18 protein-coding genes and 1 tRNA gene are annotated in these 23801 nt (G+C 54.9%); 8 read left to right on the forward strand and 11 right to left on the reverse strand.

Annotated features, from left to right (window positions below):
• Window positions 1–474: 474 nt before the first annotated feature.
• The 3 genes from H8K27_RS03750 to trmB all read left to right on the forward strand — a co-directional run bounded on the left by H8K27_RS03750 (window position 475) and on the right by trmB (window position 3291).
• Window positions 475–1362 (forward strand): hypothetical protein, encoded by an 888-nt coding sequence (locus H8K27_RS03750; protein ID WP_186861837.1) that lies wholly within the window; start codon window positions 475–477, stop codon window positions 1360–1362.
• Window positions 1363–2467: 1105 nt separating this feature from the next.
• A tRNA-Gly gene (locus H8K27_RS03755) sits at window positions 2468–2541 on the forward strand.
• Between the two features lie 27 nt (window positions 2542–2568).
• The gene (trmB, locus tag H8K27_RS03760; protein ID WP_186861838.1) at window positions 2569–3291 is read left to right on the forward strand and encodes a tRNA (guanosine(46)-N7)-methyltransferase TrmB; all 723 of its coding nucleotides are present in this window, start codon (window positions 2569–2571) and stop codon (window positions 3289–3291) included.
• 99 nt (window positions 3292–3390) lie between these two features.
• On the opposite strand, the gene H8K27_RS03765 is transcribed toward trmB, so the two are convergent.
• From H8K27_RS03765 to H8K27_RS03785, 5 genes are all read right to left on the reverse strand, one after another.
• On the reverse strand, window positions 3391–4197 hold the full coding sequence (locus H8K27_RS03765; protein ID WP_186861839.1) for a fumarylacetoacetate hydrolase family protein: 807 nt from the start codon (window positions 4195–4197) through the stop codon (window positions 3391–3393).
• Between the two features lie 122 nt (window positions 4198–4319).
• Window positions 4320–5681, reverse strand: coding sequence for an MFS transporter (locus H8K27_RS03770; RefSeq protein WP_186861840.1), 1362 nt, complete (start codon window positions 5679–5681; stop codon window positions 4320–4322).
• An 18-nt stretch (window positions 5682–5699) separates the two neighbouring features.
• Complete coding sequence (locus tag H8K27_RS03775) at window positions 5700–6668, reverse strand: PfkB family carbohydrate kinase (RefSeq protein WP_186861841.1); 969 nt, start codon at window positions 6666–6668, stop codon at window positions 5700–5702.
• Window positions 6669–6686: 18 nt separating this feature from the next.
• The gene (locus H8K27_RS03780) at window positions 6687–8642 is read right to left on the reverse strand and encodes an alpha-amylase family glycosyl hydrolase (protein WP_186861842.1); all 1956 of its coding nucleotides are present in this window, start codon (window positions 8640–8642) and stop codon (window positions 6687–6689) included.
• Window positions 8643–8840: 198 nt separating this feature from the next.
• Complete coding sequence (locus H8K27_RS03785; RefSeq protein WP_186861843.1) at window positions 8841–11141, reverse strand: TonB-dependent receptor; 2301 nt, start codon at window positions 11139–11141, stop codon at window positions 8841–8843.
• Between the two features lie 136 nt (window positions 11142–11277).
• On the opposite strand from H8K27_RS03785, the gene H8K27_RS03790 reads away from it, so the two are divergent.
• Window positions 11278–11520 (forward strand): hypothetical protein, encoded by a 243-nt coding sequence (locus tag H8K27_RS03790; protein WP_186861844.1) that lies wholly within the window; start codon window positions 11278–11280, stop codon window positions 11518–11520.
• Window positions 11521–11753: 233 nt separating this feature from the next.
• On the opposite strand, the gene H8K27_RS03795 is transcribed toward H8K27_RS03790, so the two are convergent.
• From H8K27_RS03795 to H8K27_RS03815, 5 genes are all read right to left on the reverse strand, one after another.
• Window positions 11754–12818, reverse strand: a complete 1065-nt coding sequence (locus tag H8K27_RS03795) for a LacI family DNA-binding transcriptional regulator (RefSeq protein WP_230418856.1) — start codon at window positions 12816–12818, stop codon at window positions 11754–11756.
• A gap of 263 nt (window positions 12819–13081) precedes the next feature.
• Window positions 13082–13456, reverse strand: a complete 375-nt coding sequence (locus H8K27_RS03800; protein WP_186861845.1) for a VOC family protein — start codon at window positions 13454–13456, stop codon at window positions 13082–13084.
• A gap of 68 nt (window positions 13457–13524) precedes the next feature.
• Window positions 13525–14247, reverse strand: a complete 723-nt coding sequence (locus H8K27_RS03805) for a helix-turn-helix transcriptional regulator (RefSeq protein ID WP_186861846.1) — start codon at window positions 14245–14247, stop codon at window positions 13525–13527.
• A 6-nt stretch (window positions 14248–14253) separates the two neighbouring features.
• Window positions 14254–16116: a DNA helicase RecQ gene (recQ, locus tag H8K27_RS03810; protein WP_186861847.1), complete on the reverse strand. Its 1863-nt coding sequence runs from the start codon at window positions 16114–16116 to the stop codon at window positions 14254–14256.
• A gap of 3 nt (window positions 16117–16119) precedes the next feature.
• The gene (locus H8K27_RS03815; RefSeq protein WP_186861848.1) at window positions 16120–16965 is read right to left on the reverse strand and encodes an undecaprenyl-diphosphate phosphatase; all 846 of its coding nucleotides are present in this window, start codon (window positions 16963–16965) and stop codon (window positions 16120–16122) included.
• 468 nt (window positions 16966–17433) lie between these two features.
• On the opposite strand from H8K27_RS03815, the gene H8K27_RS03820 reads away from it, so the two are divergent.
• A complete protein-coding gene (locus H8K27_RS03820) occupies window positions 17434–17886 on the forward strand; it encodes a hypothetical protein (protein WP_186861849.1) in 453 nt (150 codons plus the stop codon).
• Window positions 17887–17998: 112 nt separating this feature from the next.
• On the opposite strand, the gene H8K27_RS03825 is transcribed toward H8K27_RS03820, so the two are convergent.
• Window positions 17999–18262, reverse strand: coding sequence for a YkgJ family cysteine cluster protein (locus H8K27_RS03825; RefSeq protein ID WP_186861850.1), 264 nt, complete (start codon window positions 18260–18262; stop codon window positions 17999–18001).
• A gap of 407 nt (window positions 18263–18669) precedes the next feature.
• On the opposite strand from H8K27_RS03825, the gene H8K27_RS03830 reads away from it, so the two are divergent.
• From H8K27_RS03830 to H8K27_RS03840, 3 genes are all read left to right on the forward strand, one after another.
• Window positions 18670–19305 carry a TetR/AcrR family transcriptional regulator gene (locus H8K27_RS03830; RefSeq protein WP_186861851.1) on the forward strand — a complete coding sequence of 212 codons (636 nt, stop codon included), beginning with the start codon at window positions 18670–18672 and terminating at the stop codon, window positions 19303–19305.
• 100 nt (window positions 19306–19405) lie between these two features.
• Window positions 19406–20581, forward strand: a complete 1176-nt coding sequence (locus H8K27_RS03835) for an efflux RND transporter periplasmic adaptor subunit (protein WP_186861852.1) — start codon at window positions 19406–19408, stop codon at window positions 20579–20581.
• 2 nt (window positions 20582–20583) lie between these two features.
• Window positions 20584–23796 (forward strand): efflux RND transporter permease subunit, encoded by a 3213-nt coding sequence (locus tag H8K27_RS03840; protein ID WP_186861853.1) that lies wholly within the window; start codon window positions 20584–20586, stop codon window positions 23794–23796.
• Window positions 23797–23801 lie beyond the last annotated feature (5 nt).

Genomic DNA, 23801 nt, shown 5'->3' on the forward strand with positions numbered 1-23801 from the left:
AGCAATGCAAGCAATTTGTCAAAATCGCAGTCGCAACGAAGTGAGAACCGATTGCAGAAAATCCCGAAGGGGAATGCTTGTTTTGATTCGCAGACGTGCAAATCTTGGCGTTTTTAGCGAGACGGGGAAAAGGTGGTGCAGATTATGGATTGAGGTAAAAACAGAGATACCATTGACAGTGAATTTGAAGTTTGTTGTTGGGTGTTGCTATGGATTTTATTGCTGAGATTGAAGAATTCCGTCTCTTCAACGTAGCAGACTTTTGCGCTCACATACTCAATCCGGTCAAATGCTATTGCTAATTACAAAAGCCATTAATTTCAATTCATAAATACGCATTCTTGATGTTACTATTTTTGTTACTTATTGACTTTAAGCAATGCACTTATGCCAAAGTGAGGTAGCGTCTGTAAATCTCTGAATTATTCATAAAATATGAATTGATGTTTAATTAAAAAGTGAAAGGGGTGGGCAATGCGTAAGGGACGCTATTATCTCGGTCGAGTTGTTAAATTTGGACTACTTGATCAGGATAAATTGTTAAAGGCAATTTTAGATTCTCCAATCGTCGAAATTGGAAAATTTGATTGGACTTTCACTGACGTAATTGACGGACGAGGTGACGACATTCCATTCGTCTTCGGTAAGCTATCAAAATATGCCAAAAATGGTCAGGTCAAGATAGTTGATGAGGCATCTAAGTCACAAAAAAATAGAGATGCGTCGAATCTTCTTGAGGCTAGTTCGCCATTCGTTTATTTGCCACAATATTCTGGAGTAGCATTTTTGCATGTCTGGAATGGCATACAGGAGGATATTTTTGCCAGAAGATTTCAAACCATTATTGAAAATGCTTACGACCAATTTTTTGTTGGTTGTGAAGTGGAACCTATTACTGATTACAAAGCTTTTGTTGCAAAACTAAAATCAATCGATACATTTACAGAAATTTCCGCGAAAGTTTATCCACCGAATCCTTTGTTCGGTAGATTGTGGGGAAGCTTACATGAGTATGTAAAGCGACGAAAAGCTTCAGATGTTTCCGTAAAGGAAACAAGCATGAACCCCGCCGGTATAAACACAAATTTAGTAAATTTGATTGTTAATATTATGCGGGACCCAGCCTACGATCCACCACAAGAACCTGATATTACTGATGCCGCAATCTTAATGGCGGCAGATGGATATGGTAAAGGTAAAGTAACAGGATATGAAGGAAACGTGGAAACGATTATTCGAACATCGGATAACCCCCGTTTATATTTCCATAGCGTTTGGACAAATTACGAAAGCAGGCGCTCGCTCGATAGCAAAAAATTCTTGCCCTCCAAAGACCTGTCCTTAGTTCCTTCGTGTTTTTAATGATAGTGCATCTTTTGCTGGATAAAGAAAGGTAAATTTTTTGAAAAAAAATTTAAATTTATTGCGTAAAGTTATCATCCTAATTTTGATATTGATATGTTTTACATACAAAATGGTGATTTACTCTGCTCCACTTTGGCTTGACCTTTTAGTTTTTGTTTGTGCTGCTATATTGGCATGGTTCTGTAAAGATTAAATTCTCCTCTGTTTTGAGTCTTCTAACAGGCGACGCCTATGCAGCCTGCTTTTTTGGGTTTTGCTCATTGAGTCGAAAAAAAGAACGATACTGACCAGTAAATTGAGCCGGTAAGGGAGATATCCTTTGCCGGCTTTTTTACGTCTCTATACATTAGAAGCTGACGTCGCTGCGGCTAAAAACAGCCCGCCAAGCGTTCTCGTAAAATCCCTTCAAAATCCCCGTAAAGCCGCGCCGGCATTAGCTTTGCGGCCATGTTTAAAAACGGGTGCTATATGCTTGTAGACCTTCCGTGAGGTCTCTGAACTGTCCCCCCGTGGCCCGCGCTCCTGCGACCCGGTGAACAGCTCGGCTTAACTTAACTGCGAGACGGAGTATCCGATGCGAATCACCACCACAGCCTATTTAGGCAAGCAAGAAAACTTACACACCCCTGCAATCTTCGATTGCGCGCACTATCGTGCGCAAAGCCCCGCCAATACTGGCCTCGCGCGGTCCACGCCCCGCAAGTGCAGCGGTCCACAAACAGGCCACGGCCAAGCAGCACAAGGGGAACAGGCATGAGCGCCCGCAATAAGTTCGTGAAGGTGCGCCTGGACCAAAAAGAATACGCTGACGTGCTTAAGCGCGCCGACGAGCAAGGGCTGTATCTTTTGTCTTCAGACTAAAGCGTCTGACGACTTGTTTATCTCCCACCTGCATAGTATGTCTCAGATAGTACACCCCGTATTGGCGTCTTTCCAAAAATCTGCCATATGTCATAAAGAAACTGACCCACTAGAATATGCCTGCTGTCGCTGTGAGCATGCATTGTAATAGGGGGAAACTGAAGTATAATTGCCCCACTGAACTGACCCACTAGTGTAGTTTTGGTATTAAAAAAATTATTTATAATCAACGATGTACGATGCGGGTGTAGTTCAATGGTAGAACGGCAGCTTCCCAAGCTGCATACGAGGGTTCGATTCCCTTCACCCGCTCCAGATGATCCTCCTTCCCTGAATTCCCGTATGTCTGATTCTGATTCCAAATTGACCGATAGTGTCAAACCAATGTTTTATGATCCTGCCGAGCGCCGTATCCGTAGTTTTGTGACCCGTACCGGACGAGTGTCCGAGGCGCAGGCGAGGGCGATAGAGACGCTGGGGCCAAAATTCTGCATTCCGTATCAGAAAGCCATACTCGATGTTGACGCGGTGTTTGGCCGTCATGCGCCCGTGGTATTTGAAATCGGTTTTGGCATGGGTGAAACCAGTGCGAAAATCTCGGCAGGTATGCCGGAGAAAAATTTTATCGGTGTGGAGGTGCACACACCGGGCGTCGGCAGCCTGCTCAAGCTGACCGAAGAAATGGGACTCAGCAATCAGCGCATCATCCAGCATGATGCCTACGAAGTGTTGACGCACATGATTGCTCCGGCTTCGCTGCATGGAATTCATGTATTTTTTCCTGATCCCTGGCATAAGGCGCGGCACAACAAGCGGCGTTTGATTCAGGGGCCGCTGGTGGCCTTGCTGGCGTCCCGGCTAGCGCCGGGCGGTTATCTGCATTGCGCGACGGACTGGGAAGATTATGCGGTGCAGATGCTGGAAGTGCTGAGTGCCGAGCCGGCGCTGGAAAATACGGCTGAAGCCTATGCACCGCGTCCAGCCTATCGTCCGGTGACTAAATTTGAAAACCGCGGTTTGCGGCTTGGGCACGGAGTCTGGGATCTGGTATTCCGGAAACGGTAAGTTGCGGCAAGGATGCCAGGAATGGAGAACGCCGCTGGCGCTCTCCGCAAAACGGCGGTCATGCAGACTGCCGTTTTTTTTGAAATCAGGCCGGGAAAATCAAGATGCTGAATCGGCTGCGCAGGCGCTTGAGCGGTTCTCAAACAGGGCGAAAACCGTGCCCAGCGCACCAAATCGGATCTCAACAGGCAGGTTCAGCGGAACCGCCGGGCTGCCTGCATACGAACCGGTAATGATGATTTGTCCGGCGCTGAGTCCGATGTTTTTCTGGCGTAAAAATTCTGCCAGCCAGTACAGCGGCAGGCGCGGATTACGGTCAGGATGCTGCCCTGGCAATATCAGCGGTGACTGACCTTCGATATGTATTTCAATCGTGAATGGTTCTGGCAGTGCGGCGCTGTCAGCAGCGATGGCCGGACCCAGTAACAACCCCTGATTCAGCAGGCTGTCAGCCAGATGATCGGGAAAGCGCATTTGCTGCGGATGGCTGTAGCGGCTGCCGATCAGTTCCAGCGCCAGATGGGTGCCTGCGATTGCTGCGTCAACCTCGGCGGGTGTATACGGCGTACTGCGCGGCGGTAAATCCCGCGCAAGCATAAACGCTATTTCAGGTTCGACCGATACCGTTCCGTCGCGGCTCCGGACCGGACAGCGATGCGTATGACGGACAATGCTGTCGCTGCTGATCGGCGCTGCGACCCATTTTCCCTCGCCTGGCATGCCGCATTTCCAGCCGCCGGTCGTCATCGGCATCTGCTGTACAACGCATTGCTGAATCGCAAACGCGGTTTCCAGATCCTGTGGACGGTAATGTGGTGGTAAGGCGGTGATTGTTTCGCCGGTTTTCCGTAAATGAATCAATAGCGCGGCGGCAGCGGAAATGTCGGCATCAGTCATGGTGGTCATGAAAAAATCAGCGGGTCAGCACAGCGGATACTATACCGGACGATGAGGGCTTCATGCGCCATAAAAAACGGCCTGCTGCATAACGATGCACAGCAGGCCGCGGGGAGAACTGATGCTGCCGGTCAGGTTGTTGCTGCCAGTTCCTGAGCGCGGGCGGAGGCCGCTGATCTGACCAGTGTGACTGCCAGCGCCGCGCAAATCAGCAAACCACCTGCCAGCCGCACGACATTTTCCGGATTGCCTGCCAGCAGGCGGTTGTAATACAGCGGCAAGGTAAAAATTTGAATAATCATCGGAATCACGATGAACATGTTGAAGATTCCCATGTACACGCCTGTGCGTTCAGCCGGGATGCAGCCAGCCAGCATCACATACGGATTGCCCATGATGCTGGCCCACGCCAGGCCGATGCCGATCATCGGAATAAACAGCAGGCCCGGTGTGTGTATCGAAGGAATGCTGAGCATGGCGATTCCCGCGCAGGTCAGGCACAGCGCATGTGTGATTTTGGGACCGATGCGACGTGTCAGCGGAACCAGCGCAAAGGCTGCGATAAATGCGATCAGGTTATAGAACGCACCCAGTTGTCCGTTCAGCAGACCGGCTTCCCGAAAACCCGGAGAAGCCGGATCATTGGTGGAAAAAATGGTGCGGCCAAGCGAGAGCATGATGTACTGCCAGTAGCAGAACATGCCGTACCACTGAAACAGTTTCACGACCGCGAGCTGTTTCATGGTCAGCGGCATTTCCCTGACTGCGACGACAATCTCATCCAGCGTTGCCTGCCAACCGGCGGGTTTGTTTCGGATGGTAGTGAGTTGTTCTGCGGTCAGTGGAATTTCTTTGGTGGTTTTCAGGGTCCATAAGATCGAGACTGCCGAAAAAATGGCGCCGATCAGAAATGCGGCAATCACGATGTGCGGAATGTGATGGGAATTGACTGCATCTTTGTTCATGCCAAGCAGCACCAGCAGCGATGGCGTCAGATATGCCAGCGTCTGCCCCAGTCCGGTGAACGCGCTTTGCGTCAGGAAACCCAGAGAGTGCTGGCGGCTGTCGAGCTTGTCGCTGACGAAAGCGCGGTAGGGTTCCATCGTGACGTTGTTGGCGGCGTCGAGTATCCATAACAGGCCCGCAGCCATCCATAAGGTCTGGCTGAACGGCATGAACAGCAACCCCAGGCTGCACAGCAGCGCACCGATCAAAAAGTAAGGAGTACGCCGCCCCCAGCGGCTGACGGTGCGGTCACTCATGGCGCCAATAATCGGTTGTACGATCAGACCTGTCATCGGTCCGGCCAGCCACAGATAGGGCAGGCTGGCTTCATCCGCACCCAGATATTTGTAAATCGGACTCATGCTGCTTTGTTGCAGACCGAAACTGAACTGTATGCCGAAAAAGCCGACATTCATATTCACGATCTGCCAGAACGATAGCAGGGGCTTGTTCAGTGCAGCGCGCAAAGACGATGGTGTGTGATTCATGGCATACCCCTATTCAGATCAGGCCGATTTCCATTGCTGCTGCCAGCTCCGGTAAAAATCCAGGTGTTGCGGAACAGCGCCGCGGATACCGCAAATGGCTGCGGCAAACTGATGCGCGCGTTGCAGGCTGAGTGCTGTTTCCCAGCCACGATAAATACCTAGCAGGAAAATAGCGGAAAAAGCATCGCCACCACCGACCGTATCAACCACATCGACATCGATCTGATGTTCACCATTGCTTAATAACTGCTCGTCACGGTCGAGGTACACATAGCCGCGGGCGCCGCGTGTGACGATGATGGCCTGCAAATCGAACATCGTGATCAGCAGCTTCAGTAAAGGAACAAATTTTTTCGCTGTGGCATCGTCAGCCGGTGCTGATATCTGGCCGGCCAGATACAGACGGGCGAGCATTTCCAGTTCTTCCTCATTGATTTTAAGGATATCGGCACGGTAAAGCGATTCCTCAATGACTGCCGGTGTATATTGGCCGGTGCGCAAATTCAGGTCCAGATATTTCAGCGCATCGGTGGTTGTCAGCAGCCTTTGCAATGCCGCACTGGAGGAAGGCTGGCGCTGTGCCAGCGTGCCGAAATACAGCACACCCCGGTGGTGATCCGGATACACGTATTCCCGCACATGGAATGCCGCTTCCGCATCGATATGGTCGTAAGCCTGATCGCGCAGAATATCGAACCGGTGATGGGTTTTGTCGCCGGAATCATCCTGCGTCACCACCACCCGACCGGTAGGGTGCGTCATGTCGGTTTGTATGCCTTCGCTGATCAGCGCATAGCGTTGTATTTCATTTCTGATCAGTGCGGCATTCTCATCGTTGCCGATGCGCGAGATCATGAGCGGAGCACATTGAAAATAAGCCAGGGTGCGCGCCACGTTAAACGGTGCACCGCCCACCACCCGCTGATGCGGAAATTCATCAATCAGGGCTTCACCAAAAATAACAACAGCTTGTCGTGTGGCAGTCACAGCATTACTCCGTTTGTATCAGGCCGCAGCAGCGGGGACAGGGGTCAGCCAGTATTGAGACCATGGCTGGATATTGAGATTAGCATCTGCCGGCAGTTGATTGAATTCATTGTGCCAGCATTGCTGCGCCAGTTCCGGTGCCGGGCTCTGGCCGGAACGCAGCAGCTCAGGCAAATTCAGCGTGACTGCCTGGTCTGAAAAATTGGCAATAAATAGCAAAGGCGCACCGGCACTGCCGCGCAGCATCGCCAGTACCGACGATTCTTCGCAGTGCAGCAGCTGGCGCGGCTGATCTGCTGCCAGTTGCGGGAAATGGCGACGCAGCTGCAGCAGGTGAAGCATGCTGTTGTAAATCTGTGCGGCCTGGTTGCTGACCTGTGTGGTGCTGATGGCGGTATCCTGCCAGAGCGGACGGTGTAGCCAGCGGCTGTCCAGCGCATGGGCGGCAACCTGCTGATAAGCGGTATCATTACCCTGCGCAAACTCATCGCCCATATAGATCAGCGGCATACCGCCAAAGCAGAATGTCAATCCATACAGCAGCAGCAGGCGACGTGCTGCCATCTGCATATCGGTTGCGCTGGCAGCGCTGGCAAAGCCTGTCAATGCGGAAGCCATGCCGACCGTGCCATGTACTGCGTCCGGGTCGCTGGCCTGAAAGCTGGCGCCGCGTGCATAGCTGTCTCCTTCTCCGGCGAGAAAACGGCTGACTGCCGACAGTCTTTGCTGCACGTCCTGCTTCCCCAGGCTGGCTTCAGGGCGCAGTACATTCCAGCCTATGTCGTCGTGGCAGCGCACATAAGTCAGCCAGCTGGTGTTCGGTGGCAAAACCGGCGTGCCGCGTATGACTTCCTGCAGCAACGCCGTATCCTGCTCCACCATCGACAGCCAGCCGGCGGCCATCAGGCTGCTGTGATAAGCCAGATGGCATTCCCGCTTTGCCGGAAACTCGCTGCCCAGATACGCCGGCAGTTCGGCAGTGGGGACGATTGCTTCAGCTTTCAAAAGAATGCCGGGAGCCGCGATATCCGAGATGCTGCGCAGGATCTGCAGGATCAGATGCGCTTCCGGCTGATTCATGCAATTGGTGCCGGGGCGTTTCCATAAGAATGCCGTGGAATCGAGCCGGAATACTTCCACACCGCGATTGGCCAGCTGCAGCAGGGCGCTGGCCATGTCGGCAAATACGGCAGGATTGGTGTAATTCAGATCCCACTGGTAAGGGTAGAAAGTGGTCCATACCCATTCCTGCAGATCGGGAACGAAACTGAAATTACCCGGTGCAACCTGCGGAAATACCTGTCCCAGCGTCTGTTCAAACAGATCAGGCTGCCGGCGGTCAGGGTAATGGTAAAAATAATTTTTGTAATGCGCATCGCCTTCTCTGGCGGCACGCGCCCAGGCATGATCATCGGCGACATGGTTCAGAATAAAGTCGGAACACAGGCTGATTCCTGCGGCGCGCAGATGACTGGTCAGTTCCTGCAGGTCCTGCATGCTGCCCAGATGGGGGGCAATCTCGTCAAAATCGGCGACGGCGAAACCGCCGTCGTTTTCTCCTGCTCTCGCCTTCAGAAACGGCAGCAGATGCAGATAAGTAACGCCCAGTTCGCGCAGATGCGGTATGCGGGAAATCACGCCCTGCAGATCGCCGGCAAACCGGTCGGCGTAGGCGCAATAGCCGAGCATATTCTGGCTGGTAAACCAGTCCGGATGCCGGCTGCGCGCTTCATCCAGCTGACGCAGGGCAGCAGGTCGTGCACAGATTGCTGCAGCCAGAGATTGCATCAGCTGCTCCAGCCAGTGTGTGAACGCTGCTTCATCGGCAAAAATATGACGGTAGAGTCGTTGCAATCCATTCAGTAAAACGCTTGCCTGTTTCTCATAGCGGATCTGAACTCCGCTGCGCATTTCCTCTGGAATATGCGTGAGCAGGGTGTGAAGGCAGCGGTCTCTGAGGTTCTGGAAAGGCATGGTGAAATCAGGCGTAAGCAAGTCGGTAAAAAAATCGGTAAGAAAGAGAAATCAGACGGGCAGTGCTTGTAAAAATGTTCCTCCCGCAGAGGGGGGCGAGAGGAACAGGGTGCTACAGAGGACAACCGGTAAGGACATGATGCTTATTCACCGGTCCGGTCCGTGGAAAAACATCCGCACGGGCCGGACTCGTGATGGTCAGAACGCGTATTTCAATGTGGCGCGGACTGTGCGGCCATTGATGGAGCGCGCTGCATGACCATCGCCTTCGACTTCAGTGTAGCCAATGGTGTTGAACAGATTGTTCACGCTCAGCGAACCTTGCAGACGATCAGTGAACTGATAGTTGACAAACGCATTCAGCACATTGAATCCGCCCAGTGTGATCGTATTGGCGTCATCACCATAAGACTTGGTGGTGCCGATCAGGCTGGCGCCGATGACTGCATCGCCCATGGTGTAAGTCGGTGCCAGCTGATACACGAGTTTTGCCTGGCGACGCGGTGTTTTGCCGATGATGCTGGCATCTGCCGCGCCAACGATGCTGGCATTGGTATAAGTCATACCGCCGGTCATGCGGAATGCGCCGATTCTGTAGCTGGCTTCGACTTCAACGCCTTTGGCATCATAGGAGTTGGAGGTGAATTTCTGTGTCGTGGCTTCGAAATTCGACTCATCGGTTTTCGCCTGGAACAGGGTCACAAAACTGCTGAAATCCTGCACTTTCCATTTCACACCACCTTCGATCTGCTTGACGATGTTGGTGCTGATCGGTACCGAGCCATCCAGCGGATTGCCGAACATGATGCGGTCGGCATTGAACGCAATCCCTTCGCTGACGCGCGCAAACAATGCCAGGTCACGGCTCAGACGATAATTGGCGCCGACGGAGTAAGAGGTGTGATTGACGCTGTAATCGATGTATTTCAGGTTAGCCGGACGATACGCCTGATTGACTGCCTGATTGTAAGTGCCGCTGGCTTTTTGCTTGTCATAGCGCAGGCTGGCGTCGAGGTTCCAGTTGCCGCTTTCCCAGCCCAGGTTGGTGTACAGGGCATTGGTTTTGTATTGCGCATCAATACTGCGGTTGCAGCAGCCACCCCAGACATCGGTTCCCTGCGCCAGCAGACCGGGAGAGCCGGGTACTGTGGTTGACGCATTCAGCAGCGCCGGTTTGTCGCCGGTCGCCTGCAACAGGTACTGATTGAAATTCCAGGTCAGGCCGACATTTTGCAGCGATGAAAAATAACCGACCGTTGTCGCCAGTTTGCCACCGGAGAGATCAAAAATCTTGGACAGTTTCGCATCGTTGACCGTGCTGCCCAGATCATCGATGGAGGTGTTAAACACCGTGGCGGTGAATGCCGGGCCGTTGTAGGCTTTACCGGCATTCGGGCCGGTGGCGTAAGTCATGCCTGCCGGTGTGTTGCTGTTATCTGCCGGGAACAGGGAAATGAAGCGGCCGGAATTGCTCGACTTGCGGAATTTTTCATCCAGTGTCCAGCCGCCACCCAGATTCAGGGAGGCCTCTGCGCCGAAGGCATTGTTCAGCACATGCAGGCCATCGTTCACGTTGGTGGCGAGCTTGCTGTTATTTTTGTCCAGAACGATATCGCGGGTCCAGTAAGGGGAATAAAAACTGGCAGTGCGCGGATCGATGCCCGGTAATTCGGAAATCGTGCCATTCACGGTTTTAACCGGTACCGGCATATTCATCGGGGTCTTGTCGTCCAGATGCTTGACGCTCAGGCGGATATAGCCGTTGTCGAGTTCCTGGGTGATATTGGCGCGAATCTGGCCGCCATCTTCAGCAGTCACACCTGCCGGGCGCGAGCTGTCGCCGTTGCGATAAAAGCCGGCAACGAACACCCGGGTCTTGGGCGACAGTGCTGCGCCGTAGTCAAAATCGTAGCGGGTCTGATCGAAATCCAGCCCTCTGGTAATGCCGATGCTGCCACCGGTTTCTTTGCCGGATTTGCTGATGAAGTTAATGATGCCGCCCGGGGAATTGGTCGCCATGGTCGATGCCGTGCCACCGCGCACCACTTCCAGATGGCTCAGGCCGCCATCAGCGCGCAGATACATGTCCGGTGTGGCAAAGGCGACGTCGCCGAACAGCATGATCGGCAGACCGTCTTCCTGGAACTGCACATAACGTGCACCACCGGCAGAAATCGGCACGCCGCGCACGGTCAGGTTGGCATTGCCTTCACCACCGGAAGACTCGGCCCGCACGCCGGGAACTGCGCGCAGAATTTCCGCCGCGTTGGTCGGTGCTGACTGTGCGATCTGATCCGCATCAAGCGAGCTGATGGATACGCTGGCCTTCATTTTGGATGTGCCAATCGGTGTGCCGGTCACGATCACCGAATTCAGGTTCAGGGAATTTTTTTCCTTTTCCTGATTGCTTGCTTCCTGTGCTGTGGCGATACCCATTTGCAGCAACGCCAGGGATACCACGCTTGCCATGCGGGTTAATTTGATGTTGGTAGATGTCATTGTTGTCTCCGTTGTTTTTCATACGCATGACAGTCAGCGTTGTCATGCAGGGGGAAATCCTCAAAACCAAGCTGCCAGAAACTGGTGATGCAGCGACCGGCACTCGGGAGCAAAAGACCTCCATCAGTGTTCGCCGTTGCTGCGGGCGGGTGCGGTAAGCACTGATGAAGATCTTTTGCGTTGCAGGTGTGATGAATTATGGTGCAAATTATTTTTTATTACAATCGATTGCAATGCATCGGTGCAAAAATCATTTTTTGTGGTGCGGAAAAAATGTCAGAAAGAAATGAATGTTGCCGTTGCAGCTATTTTAAAAGGATTTGCAGAAGGTGTTTCGGCTCATGGAATAACATTTAACACATTGATTTATATTGATTAAATGATGTTTATTGTCGAAATGTAGACAGCGCCTCACCCACTGTATTTTGGGCACAACACTGGCCATAAATTGGAATCAATTATCGCAGTGCAGCATTGAAAAAAATTGTAAAAACTATTCATTATGGAAATGAATGTGCTTTCTTGAGTGATTATTTGCAAACGATTGTATTTTTGGTTGCAGCGAGTAATTACAGGGACAGTGCGCCACCGTCCGCCGCAGGGAAATTGTGTTCAGGTGCTGCTTTTGCGGACGATCAGTTCGGTCGGCAGCAGGCGCGGCTGGGTATTGTTGTCGTGATCGACGATGGCGAGCAGCGCTTCAACCAGCGCTTGTCCTGCCTGTGCCATCGGTTGCCGCACCGTGCTCAGCGGCGGGTGAAAATACCGGGCCAGCTCAATATCATCATAGCCGACCACGGCAATGTCGTGCGGTACCCGGAAGTGTCTTTCGCGCAGTGAGTTAATCGAAGTCATGGCCAGCAGATCGCTGCAGGCAAACAGGGCATCGAACGTAATCTGCCGCTGGCAGAGTTCGGTCACGGCTTCCCTGCCGCCATTTTCTGCAAACGACGCTTGCACCTGAAGCTGCGGCACCACGGGACGCCCATACTGGATCAGCGCCTTGCAATATCCTTCATAGCGCTGTGCGACTTCCGGCAACTGAATGTCTCCGAAAAAAGCGATATGACGCTTGCCGCTGCGGATCAGATGTTCCGTCGCTAAAAATCCACCGCTGACATTGTCGCTGCCAACCGTGACGTAGAGCTGCTGCGGCAGTTGCGCTCCCCATACCACGACCGGAACACGGCGCGCAGCCAGCTGATTGAGCTGATCGTGGTGACGCCATTGCCCGATCAGGATGATGCCGGATGCGCGGCCTGTATCGTAAATCTGTGCAATGCTGTCGAGCCGCTCGGCATCGACGCGTGACAACAGCATGTCGAAACCGCGGTCGGTGAGCGCGTCTGCCACGCTGCCGAGCATGCTGAGAAAAAACGGGTCCGACAGATGCTGGCGGGTTTCTGCTTCATAGGGAATCACCACCGCAACGGTGCGGCTTTGCCTGAGCCGCAGATTTTGCGCGCCGATGTTGATGGAGTAATTCAGGGAGCGTGCGAGTTCTGTGATGCGGGTTTTTGTTTCGTCATTGACCAGTGGGCTGCCGCTGAGCGCGCGCGACACGGTGGAGGTCGAAACCCCCGCCAGCCGCGCGATATCGGCCATTTGTAAGCGGCGCTGCTCCTTGCTGTCGGAACGGGAGCTGACCGCGCTGGGGGCACTGGTCGTGATTTTCATGCAGAGTATCTGAAGGAGAGGAGTGAATTGCGCCGTTGGCCATCATGAGGGATTATAAGGCGCAATCTGCTAAAAATCTAACCGGAATGGGGATGCCCCGGTCCGGATACCGGCGGGTGTGTTTTGAATTTGAGCCATGTCGCCTGCGGCCCGGGCGGATTGACCTGACCGCCAGAGTGAGGTCAATCCGGCGCGGGGCGCTGCTGAAGTGTTCTTTTGCGGCGCACCGCAGTCTACCTTCCGCGTTTGTCGCGATGGCGGGTTTACATCGTTGGATAAAACAAACGCAGTCTGTGGCCGTCCGGTGCTTCTGCCGTGCAGCTCAGACCAAAATCGAGTGCCGTCGGTGTTTGCAGGATGTGGATACCCAATTGCTGCCATTTCCCGTAAGCCTCATGCAGTGCCGCTTCGGAGGTAACCGGCAGGCACAGTTCCGCCTGCGCGCATTCGCAAGGGGTGCCGGCAACCGGTAAAACATCCTGGCGTTTCCAGAGGCCGAGCTTGGCGCCGCCGCCGAGAATAAACAGCGCAAAACCAGGGCTGGCCTCAACTGGCGCTTTGCCGAGCAGACGCTCATACCAGGCAGCGCTTTCCAGAGGATGATTGACGTATTGAATGAAGTAAGCTTGAGAGTTCATGACCGATCCTTTTTTATCGCCGGTCCGCGGGATGCGAACCGTTAGCGATATTGTCGGCGTTGCCAGTGTCAGTTTTTGTCAGCAGTGACAGTGGATGTGTTGCGGCTGTCGGAAGCAAGCAGTTCTTCTTTCCAGCGTTTCAGCAGTTTCTGGCGCGATTGCGGGTAACGTTCGCCGGTATCGTTCAGCGCATGCAGACGGTCGGTGCGAAAGTGACGGAAGCTCTGGCGCAGTTCGCACCAGGCCACGATCACCTGGGCATGATCGAAAAAAGTCAGCGCGCAGGGCCAGATGCGGCGCTCGCTGGTGTTGCCGCGCTCATCGGCATAATGGATACTCAGTATGCGTTCCTGACGCACGGCGAGCCTGACCGCGTGCAGCCATTCCGGATTGCCGGGAGAGCTGGCGCTGGGGCCGATCAGCAGACCGGTGTGGTCGAGTTCGTGACGCAGTTCGGGCGGCAGCACCGCCGTGATTTTTGCCAGTGCGTCTCTGGCCGATGCCGACAGACGCTGGTCGGCGCGGCCGGTCACCCAGCGCAGGCCGAGCGCAATGGCTTCCGCTTCTTCGCTGGAAAACATCAGTGGCGGCAGCGTGAAACCCGGCTGCAAGACATAACCGAGCCCGGCCTCGCCCTCGATGCGTGCTCCCTGCGCCTGCAGGCTGGCAATGTCGCGATACACGCTGCGCAGGCTGATCCCCAGCTCCTGCGCAAGTGCCGCACCGCTGACCGGGTAGCGGTAGCGGCGCAGTATCTGCATCAGTTGCAGCAGGCGTTCGGAACGGGACATGGCAGCTCAGGCGGAAGAGGGGCTCATCTGCGATTGAATCAGATCTAGAAGCTGTGCGCCATAGCTGTCGAGTTTTTTATCACCGACGCCCGAAATGCCGCGCAGTGCCGTCAGTGTGGCAGGCGACTGGCGTGCAATTTCGCGCAGGGTGGCATCGGGAAAAATCACATAAGCCGGGACATTGTGGGTGCGTGCGGTTTCCACCCGCCACCAGCGCAGTTTATCGAACAGCACTTGCTCGCTGTTGCTGAGTTCGGTTTCGGTAAAATCTTTGGCTGACTGCCGCTTGTGGCGCACGGCTTTGTCGGCTTTTTTGTATTGCCGCAGCTGTACTTTCAGTTCGCCGCGCAATACCGCGCGGGATTGTTCCGTCAGTATCAGGGAGCTGTAATTGTCGTAATCGACGGCCACCAGTCCTTGCGCAATCAGCTGGCGCAATAAGGCGCGCCATTCTGCCTCGCTTTTTTCAGCGCCGATGCCGTAGGTGGACAGCTGCGTATGGCGCCATTGCTGGACGCGCTCGGTGTCGATGCCGCGCAGGATGTCGATGACATGCCCGGCTGCGAAACGCTGATCGACGCGGTAAATCGTGGACAAAATCTTTTGTGCCGCGACGCTGCCGTCAAATGACGTCGGCGGATGCAGGCAGGTGTCGCAGTTGCCGCAGGGGGCGGACGGCTGGCCGAAATATTCCAGAATGTGCATACGGCGGCATTGCAGGGTTTCGCACAACGCCAGCATGGCGTCCAGTTTGACGCCCTGTACCCGCTTGTAGGTTTCGTTGGCATCGGACTCATCAATCATGCGCCGCTGCTGCACCACGTCCTGCAGGCCATACGCCATCCAGGCATTGGCGGTGGCGCCGTCCCTGCCGGCGCGGCCGGTTTCCTGATAATAACCTTCGATGCTTTTTGGCAGGTCCAGATGCGCAACGAAGCGCACATCCGGTTTATCAATCCCCATGCCAAAAGCAATCGTGGCGCACATCACGATACCGTCCTCGCGCAGAAAACGTGCCTGGTTGCGGCTGCGGTCCGTCAGTTCCATGCCGGCGTGATACGGCAGGGCGGTGATGCCGTGCTCATTCAGAAAATCTGCGGTTTCCTCAACTTTTTTACGCGACAGGCAATACACGATACCGGCATCGCCATTGTGCTGCGCCTGGATGAAATCGAGCAGCTGCTTGCGGCCATTCGCTTTTTCGACGATCTGATAGCGGATATTCGGGCGGTCAAACGAAGACACAAACTGCAGCGCATTGCCAAGCTGCAGCCGATGAATGATTTCATCCCGCGTCTGCTGGTCTGCCGTGGCGGTGAGTGCAATACGCGGCACATGCGGGAAGCGTTCATGCAGCAGCGACAGGCGGATGTATTCGGGGCGGAAATCATGACCCCATTGTGAGACGCAATGGGCTTCGTCAATGGCAAACAGCGCGATCTCGACAATTTCCAGCAGCTCCAGGCAACGCTGTGTCAGCAGGCGTTCCGGCGCGATATACACCAGGTCGAGTTCGCCTTCGCGCATTTTCTTTTCGACCGCCAGAATCTCGTCAAAACTCTGGGTCGAGTTGAGGAAGGCGGCACGCACGCCGACTTCGGCCAGCGCATCGACCTGATCCTGCATCAGCGCAATCAGCGGCGACACCACGATCCCGACACCACTGCGGATCAGTGCCGGAATCTGGTAACAGAGCGATTTGCCGCCACCGGTCGGCATCAGCACCAGCGCGTCGCCGCCATGCGCGACGTGCTCAACGATCTGGGCCTGTTGTGAACGGAATGCCGGATAGCCGAATACCGTCTGCAGCAGATGCAATGCCTGGCCGGCGGTATTGGCTGTATTCGAGGACTGAGGAACTGCTGGCACTAATTAATCAACCCACTGGATCGTGCCTGTGTAAGCGGTCAGCAGAATCATGATGCCGAAAGCAATGCGGTACCAGGCAAACACATTGAAATTATGCGAGCTGATATAACGCAGTAACCAGCGCACGCAGAAAAAGGCTGAGATAAATGCAAACACAGTGCCGAGGCTGAACATCGGCAAATCCGCCATCGATAAATCCTCACGCGCCTTGTACAGCGAATATACCGTGGCGCCCAGCAAGGTCGGAATGGCGAGGAAAAAAGAAAACTCCGTCGCTGCCTTGCGGGACAGGCCGAACAGCATGCCGCCGATGATGGTGGCGCCGGAACGGCTGGTGCCGGGAACCAGCGCAAATGCTTGCGCCAGACCGATTTTCAGGGCATCCAGCACACCCATGTCATCCACCGACTGAATCCGGGCATGACGATCGTCATGGGTGTCGCTGCCTTGCTGGCGGCGTTCCACCCAGAGAATAATCAGCCCGCCGATGATGAATGCCAGGGCAACCGGCACCGGAGCGAACAGCACGGCTTTGATTTTTTTGGAAAACAGAACGCCGAGCACCGCCGCCGGTAAAAAAGCAATGATCAGATTCAGCGCAAACCGGCGGGCTTTGGCATCGCTGGCCAGTCCGCCCAACACCGCCGCGATTTTGGCGCGGTATTCCCAGCAGACGGCAAAAATAGCGCCGGCCTGAATCACGATCTCAAAAACTTTCTGCGTTTCACCGGTGAAGTTCAGCAGGCTGCCGGTCAGAATCAGGTGACCGGTGGAGGAAATCGGAAGAAACTCTGTGAGCCCTTCGACAATGCCCATGATGATGACTTTGATTGCAAGCAGTAAATCCATAATGTGTCAGTGGTCGGTAAGTGTAAATCGGGGTCGCCGGGAAAGAGAAATTGATAAAAAACAGGAGCGGCTCGCAGCTTATCATGTGCCGCAAGGGCAGGCACGGAAATTTGCAGGAATGACAGCGGATGTTTTGCCTTTGTTTCAGATACTCCCCCCGATAAATCATTAAAACACGCCGGACGTCATTAAAAATAAAGGGTCTTTTTAAATACTCCAGGGGAGTATGTTGAGTAGTGAATCCGTTATGTCTGCCTGTGGTGGCAGCCGCGGGTGAGAGTTGCGGTTTTTAAGACAACTGGTATCGTTTTTTAATACCTTTTATTGATAAATTGCAGCGCATATCGATTTAAAAGATGCTTTCCCATATTAGATCGTTGTTGCCGGCTGATCTGAAGAGCGCAGCCGGCCCGGTTCACTGGTCAGTTTGCCCTTCAGGGCCGCATTTCTGCTTATGGGAGCACCGGCATGCCACCTGTTATCACCTCCAATCCTTCCGCGCTGTCCGCCGTTCAGGGCGCACCGGACTTTCTGGCCTCTGCCATCATCAGCGCAGACCAGCCGGTCAGCATGGGCGCTTACTATTTTCAGGTGGTGCCGATCCGGGCCATGAAAAGCCTGCTGCTGCAGGTGCATTATCAGGAACAGGCGATCATTGCCGCCCATCTGCCCGCCATGTTTTTACGCGGCGCGATGCTGGCTGCCAGCGCCGTGATCGGCGGACACGACTGCCTGCTGCTGACTGCCAATGCGGCTCCGGGTTCCGGTGCAGCTGCCAAATCGTGGTTTGGCATTTTCCGGCATGATGGCAAGCGCCTGTCCGCCAGCAGTCTGGATCAGCAGATTGTCCGTGCCAGAGCGCATGAGGATGGTATCGCGCTGTTTTTTGCAAACGGCGATTCGATGCGCATCAAGCTGTAAACCGTTACCTCAAATACCTCAGTTACTTCCGCCTTAACAGCAATACCAGCCAACGTTGACTGGTATTGCTGTGTCTCACGACCTCTTCCTGCGTTCTTCCGCCGGCACGGCTTCACTGCGTTTCCGGACGCGTTGCGAGTTCCAGCCGTTGCAGCCAGATCATTGCCTGTTCGCGGCTTTCTCCGCACATTTCCAGCGATGCCTGTAACCCGGAGCAGCAGCCGGGTCTGTCCGGCTGTTGAAAAATTGCGCAGCGCATATCGTTCATCAGCTGCGGACAGGCGGTGCCTGCAGGTTTGCCGTGCGGCATGCCCGGAATCGGGCTGGTGATTGACGGGGCGATGCAGCAGGCACCGCAGCCGGGACGGCATTCCATGGTGTTGTTCATGCTTTCAAAAGATCGGGATGATACGAATCGGTTGACTGTGTTTCTGTTCCCGGCGCCGTGTCAGTGTCGCTGTCCGGAGATTTCGCCCGGCATTGTAGCGGATGCGCAAGCCGAAGCCGCCGGGGTCTGATGCAGATGTTGAGAGCTTCTTGCCATTCACGCATGATTTTTGCGCATTCGTGGCAGGAATCCTGCACTTTGTCGCAGACAGATGGCAACTGCAGAGGGTATCCGGCATCATGCGATCCAGCCTTTGCTTGACGCTGCCAGGGGAGAGGATTACATTACTGACTCGTGAGTAAGTTATTTGTATCACTGCTTTTTGCCGGATCGCACCGTCTTGATGCGCGGTGCCGGCGGGCAGGATGATACCTGAGCCGATTGAGTAATGTTTTATGTCATGTCCATTTAAACCCAAATGGGAGCGCCGCAAAGAAGCGCGTCCTCAGGAGCTGCTCGCTGCTGCCCTTGATCTGTTCGTTGAACGCGGTTTCGCCGCGACGCGGCTGGATGATGTGGCGCGCGCGGCGGGGGTCTCCAAAGGTACTTTGTATTTGTATTTTTCCAGCAAGGAAGATTTGTTCAAGGCCGTGGTCAGGGAAAGTATCGTACCGATGATCGGCGAGGCAGAAGGCGTGATTGATGCATTTGAAGGGCATACGGAAGAGCTGTTCCGTAATGTGATGCATCGCTGGTGGGATAACGTCGGTAATACCAAATTGTCCGGGCTGCCAAAGCTGATGATGGGCGAGGCGGGGAATTTTCCTGAACTGGCGCGTTTTTATCAGGATGAAGTGGTCAATCGCGGTGAGCGCATGGTCGCCACCATGCTGAGGCGGGGTATGGCGCGCGGCGAGATCCGTGATGTCGATCTGGAGATTGATGCCCGCCTGCTGATTGCGCCGATGATCATGATGATGATGTGGAAGCACTCTGCCGGTGTCTGCGAAGTCGCACCGGAGAAACTGGATGTGTATCTGGAGCATTACATTGAAATGGCCTTGCATGGATTGCTGATCCGGCGTGCCTGAAGAATTTGCCGGCCGTTACAGGAGACTCCGGGAGACTCCGGGAGACAGGCTGCGGCTGGTGTGTCATCGGTTAAAAAAATAATATCAGGAAATTCCGTCTATGCTGACTACCCGTAAAAAATGGCTGATCGCAGTGCTGGCAAGCGCGGCGGCCGGACTGGCTGTGACAGCGTTTGTATCCAGAAAACATGCGGCTGATCCGGCTCCAGCGTCAGCCGTGCAGGCGGCTGCCAGAGCAGCGGCGCAGCCAGTGCAGGTACTGGAATTTTTACCCTCCGACGTGACTGTTGTGCAGCAGGGCGATGTATCCCGGTTGCTGAGCCTGAGCGGTGCATTGCGTGCTTTCAATCAGGCGCAGATCAAAGCCCGGGTCGCCGGTGACGTGCGGGATGTGCTGGTGCGCGAGGGCGAAAGCGTGCAGCCGGGACAGGTGGTGATCCGCATGGACCCTTCCGACTATGAGGCGCGTGTGGCGCAGGCGCAGGGCGCACTGGCGGCAGCGCAGGGGCAGCTCGATATTGCCAGACAGGCGCGCGACAATAATCAGGCGCTGCTGGCCAAGAATTTCATTTCCAAAAACGCTTACGACAATGGCGTGAACCAGTATGCGATCGCTGTGGCGAATGTGGACAGTGCGAAAGGTGCGCTGGCTGTCGCGCAGAAGGCGCTGGCCGATACCCAGGTGCGCGCGCCGATGGCCGGCCTGATCAGCAATCGCAGTGTGCAGCCGGGCGAAAAAATTTCTGCCGATAACCGCCTGCTGGATGTGGTGGATTTGCGCACGATGGAACTGGAAGCCGCCGTCCCCGCAATGGAAATCAGCCGTCTGCGTGTGGGACAGCAGGTGCAGGTGCGGATCGAAGGCATCGCCAGTCCGGTGGAAGGCAAAGTAGTACGCATCAATCCGGCCACTGTTTCCGGTTCGCGTTCCATCATGGCGTATGTGCAGATCGCCAACCCGGATTTGCAGTTGCGTGCCGGAATGTTTGCACAGGCCGAGCTGGTCGTTGAGAAAAAATCCGGCGTGCTGCTGATTCCCCAGGCAGCCGTGCAGTACGAAGCCGGTAAGCCGTTTGTCTATGCAATCGAGAATAATGCGGTACAGCAGAAATGGATCACCCCCGGTCTGGCGGGCGACAGTCAGGGCAATGCCGTCACCGAAGTCAGCGCCGGGCTGGCGCCGGGCATGACCATCGTCAGGAATAATCTGGGCAGCATGCGTGCCGGCATACCGGTCCGGCTGGTGCCATTGCCTGCTCCCGCGGTGAAAGGCTGATCATGTGGTTCACGCGCATCAGCATTGGTAATCCGGTACTGGCGACCATGATGATGATGGCCTTTGTCGTGCTCGGGCTGTTTTCGTATCAGCGCATGCGGGTTGATCAGTTTCCCGACATTACTTTTCCGGTGGTGGTGATCCAGACGGATTATCCGGGGGCGTCACCTGAAACGATCGAGTCCGATATCACCCGCAAGGTGGAGGAAGCGGTCAATACGATTAACGGCATCAGCGCGCTGACATCCCGTTCTTACGAAGGATCGTCGGTGGTGATCATGGAATTTGATCTGAACGTCGATCCGGCGCAGGCCGCGCAGGACGTGCGCGAAAAGGTGGCTCTGGTCAAGACGAATTTCCGCAAAGAGGTCAAAGAACCGCGGGTAACCCGTTATGATCCTTCGGATAAACCGATTTTTTCTGTTTCAGTGACAGGTGACGACCGGGTCAGAAAGCGCAGTTTCCGTGAGCTGACCACGATCGCCGATCAACTGGTCAAGAAACGGCTGGAAAACGTGCGCGGTGTCGGTTCCGTCACGCTGGTCGGTGGCGTCAAGCGTGAGATCAAGATTTATCTCAAACCGAATGAACTGGAAGCACTCGGCATTGGCGTCGATCAGGTGATCACGGCGGTCCGTAATGAAAATCAGGAGTTGCCGACCGGCGCCATCCGGTCTCTGGATAATGAAAAAGTGGTACAGATACAGGGGCGCGTGAAAAATCCGGAAGATTTCTCGCGTCTGATCGTGGCAAAGCGCGGCGGCCAGCCAGTGTTGCTGTCACAGATCGCAACCGTGGTGGACGGGCAGGAAGAACAGGAAAGTCTGGCGCTGTATAACGGCCAGCGCACTATTGCGCTCGATATCCTGAAAGCGCAGGGACAAAACACCATCGAAGTGGCCGACGGCCTGATTGCCGCGCTCAAAGCGCTGGAGCCCCAGCTCAAGGCGCAATACCCCGGCGTGAAACTGCAGATCATCAAGGATGGTTCGCGTCAGATCCGGGTCGGTGTCGAAAACGTGCGCCGCACGCTGATCGAAGGCGCATTGCTGACGGTGCTGATTGTGTTCCTGTTCCTGAATTCCTGGCGCTCGACCGTCATCACCGGCCTGACATTGCCGGTGGCGCTGATCGGTACTTTCCTGTTCATGGATATGTTCGGATTCACGATCAATATGATTACCCTCATGGCGCTGTCGCTGTGCGTCGGACTGCTGATCGACGATGCAATCGTGGTCCGCGAAAACATTGTACGGCATGCATCGATGCGGATTAACGGCCGTTTCAAAGACCACCATACGGCGGCGCTGGAAGGAACGGCAGAGATCGGACTGGCTGTGCTGGCCACCACGTTTTCGATCGTTGCCGTGTTTTTGCCGGTCGGCTTCATGGGCGGGATCATTGGCCGGTTTTTCCATCAGTTCGGTATTACTGTGACCGCCGCTGTGCTGATTTCCATGTTTGTTTCCTTCACGCTGGACCCGATGCTGTCATCCATCTGGCCTGATCCGGATGCGCATGGCGAACATGCGCGCAGCGGCTGGTATGCCCGCACGATTGGCCGCCTGCTGGCGCAGTTTGAACGCGGTGTGCAATGGTTTTCCGCCGCGTATCAGCAGATGCTGCGTTGGTCTTTGCGACACCGGATAAAAACATTGCTGATCGCCGCGCTGACCTTTTTCGCTGGCCTGGCGATACCGGGTACCGGGTTGATCGGAACAGAATTTGTACCGCAGGCCGATTATTCGGAAACCGGAATCACGTTTTATACACCGGTCGGATCTTCGCTGGAGCTGACGGAAAGCAAGGTACATCAGGTCGAAGCCGTGCTGAAAGAATTTCCCGAAGTGGTGGATACCTACAGCACCGTCAATACCGGCGCTGCACTGGGTAAAAACTATGTGACGACCTTCATCCGCCTGGTGCCGCGCCAGGCCCGGGTGCGCAGCACGACCCAGATGGCGGTTCCGCTGCGGAACCGGCTGGCGCAGATTGCCGGCATTACCGTCACCCACATCGGCGCACTCGATGGTGTGGGCGGCGATAACAAGCAATTGCGTTTCAGCCTGCAGGGGACGGATCTCAAAGAGCTGGGGCGGCTGTCGGAAAAAGTGCAGGAAAAACTGCGCGCCATTCCCGGCGTGGTCGACATTGATACCAGCCTGAAGGCTGAAAAACCGACAATTTCGATTACGCCGAAACGGGATATCGGCGCTGATCTGGGCGTCGGAGTGGCGCAGATCGGCGCGGCATTGCGTCCTTTGCTGGCCGGAGAGGCTGCGTCCACCTGGCGTGCCCCGGATGATGAAAATTATGATGTGTCGGTGCGCTTGTCGCCTGATGACCGCAATAATCCGGATGACCTGTCGCGTCTGATGCTGGCCAGTTCGCAGCTCAATGCCGATGGCTCGCCGAAAATGGTTCCGTTGCGCCAGATCGCTGATATCAAACCGTCCACCGGCGCCAACCAGATTAACCGGCGCGATCTGAACCGTGAAGTGGAATTGTCCGCCAATGTGGTCGGACGTTCAGCTGGCGCCGTGAGCGCAGATCTGAAAAAAGTGCTGGATGCGATGGAATGGCAGCCCGGTTACCGTTACAAAATGGGGGGCGCCAGCAAGAATATGGCGGAATCATTCGGTTATGCCTTGTCGGCGCTGGCGCTGGCGATCATTTTCATCTACATGATTCTGGCGTCGCAGTTTGCCAGTTTCCTGCAGCCGGTGGCGATCATGTCGGCATTGCCGATGACGCTGATCGGTGTTTTCCTGGCGCTGATGTTTTTCCGCTCTACGCTGAATATGTTTTCGATTATCGGTTTCATCATGCTGATGGGGCTGGTGACCAAAAATGCGATTTTGCTGGTTGATTTTGCCAATCAGGCCAGAAAAGAAGGCATGTCCCGGGTTGATGCCTTGCTGGAAGCGGCGCATGTTCGTCTGCGTCCTATCCTGATGACTACGCTGGCCATGGTGTTTGGCATGGTGCCGCTAGCGTTTGCATTATCAGAAGGCTCGGAGCAGCGGGCGCCGATGGGGCAGGCCGTGATCGGCGGCATTATCACTTCTTCCTTGCTGACGCTGGTGGTGGTGCCGGTGATTTATACCTATCTGGACGATCTGGGGACCTGGTTCGGGAATCAATGGCGTGGTGCAGATACGTCCGATTCTCAGTCAGAACCACAATCAAAACCGCAATCCGGGCATCCCCTTTGATAAAA

The sequence above is a fragment of the Cognatundibacterium griseum genome (assembly GCF_014284195.1).
Lineage (GTDB): Bacteria > Pseudomonadota > Gammaproteobacteria > Burkholderiales > Burkholderiaceae_D > Undibacterium > Undibacterium griseum.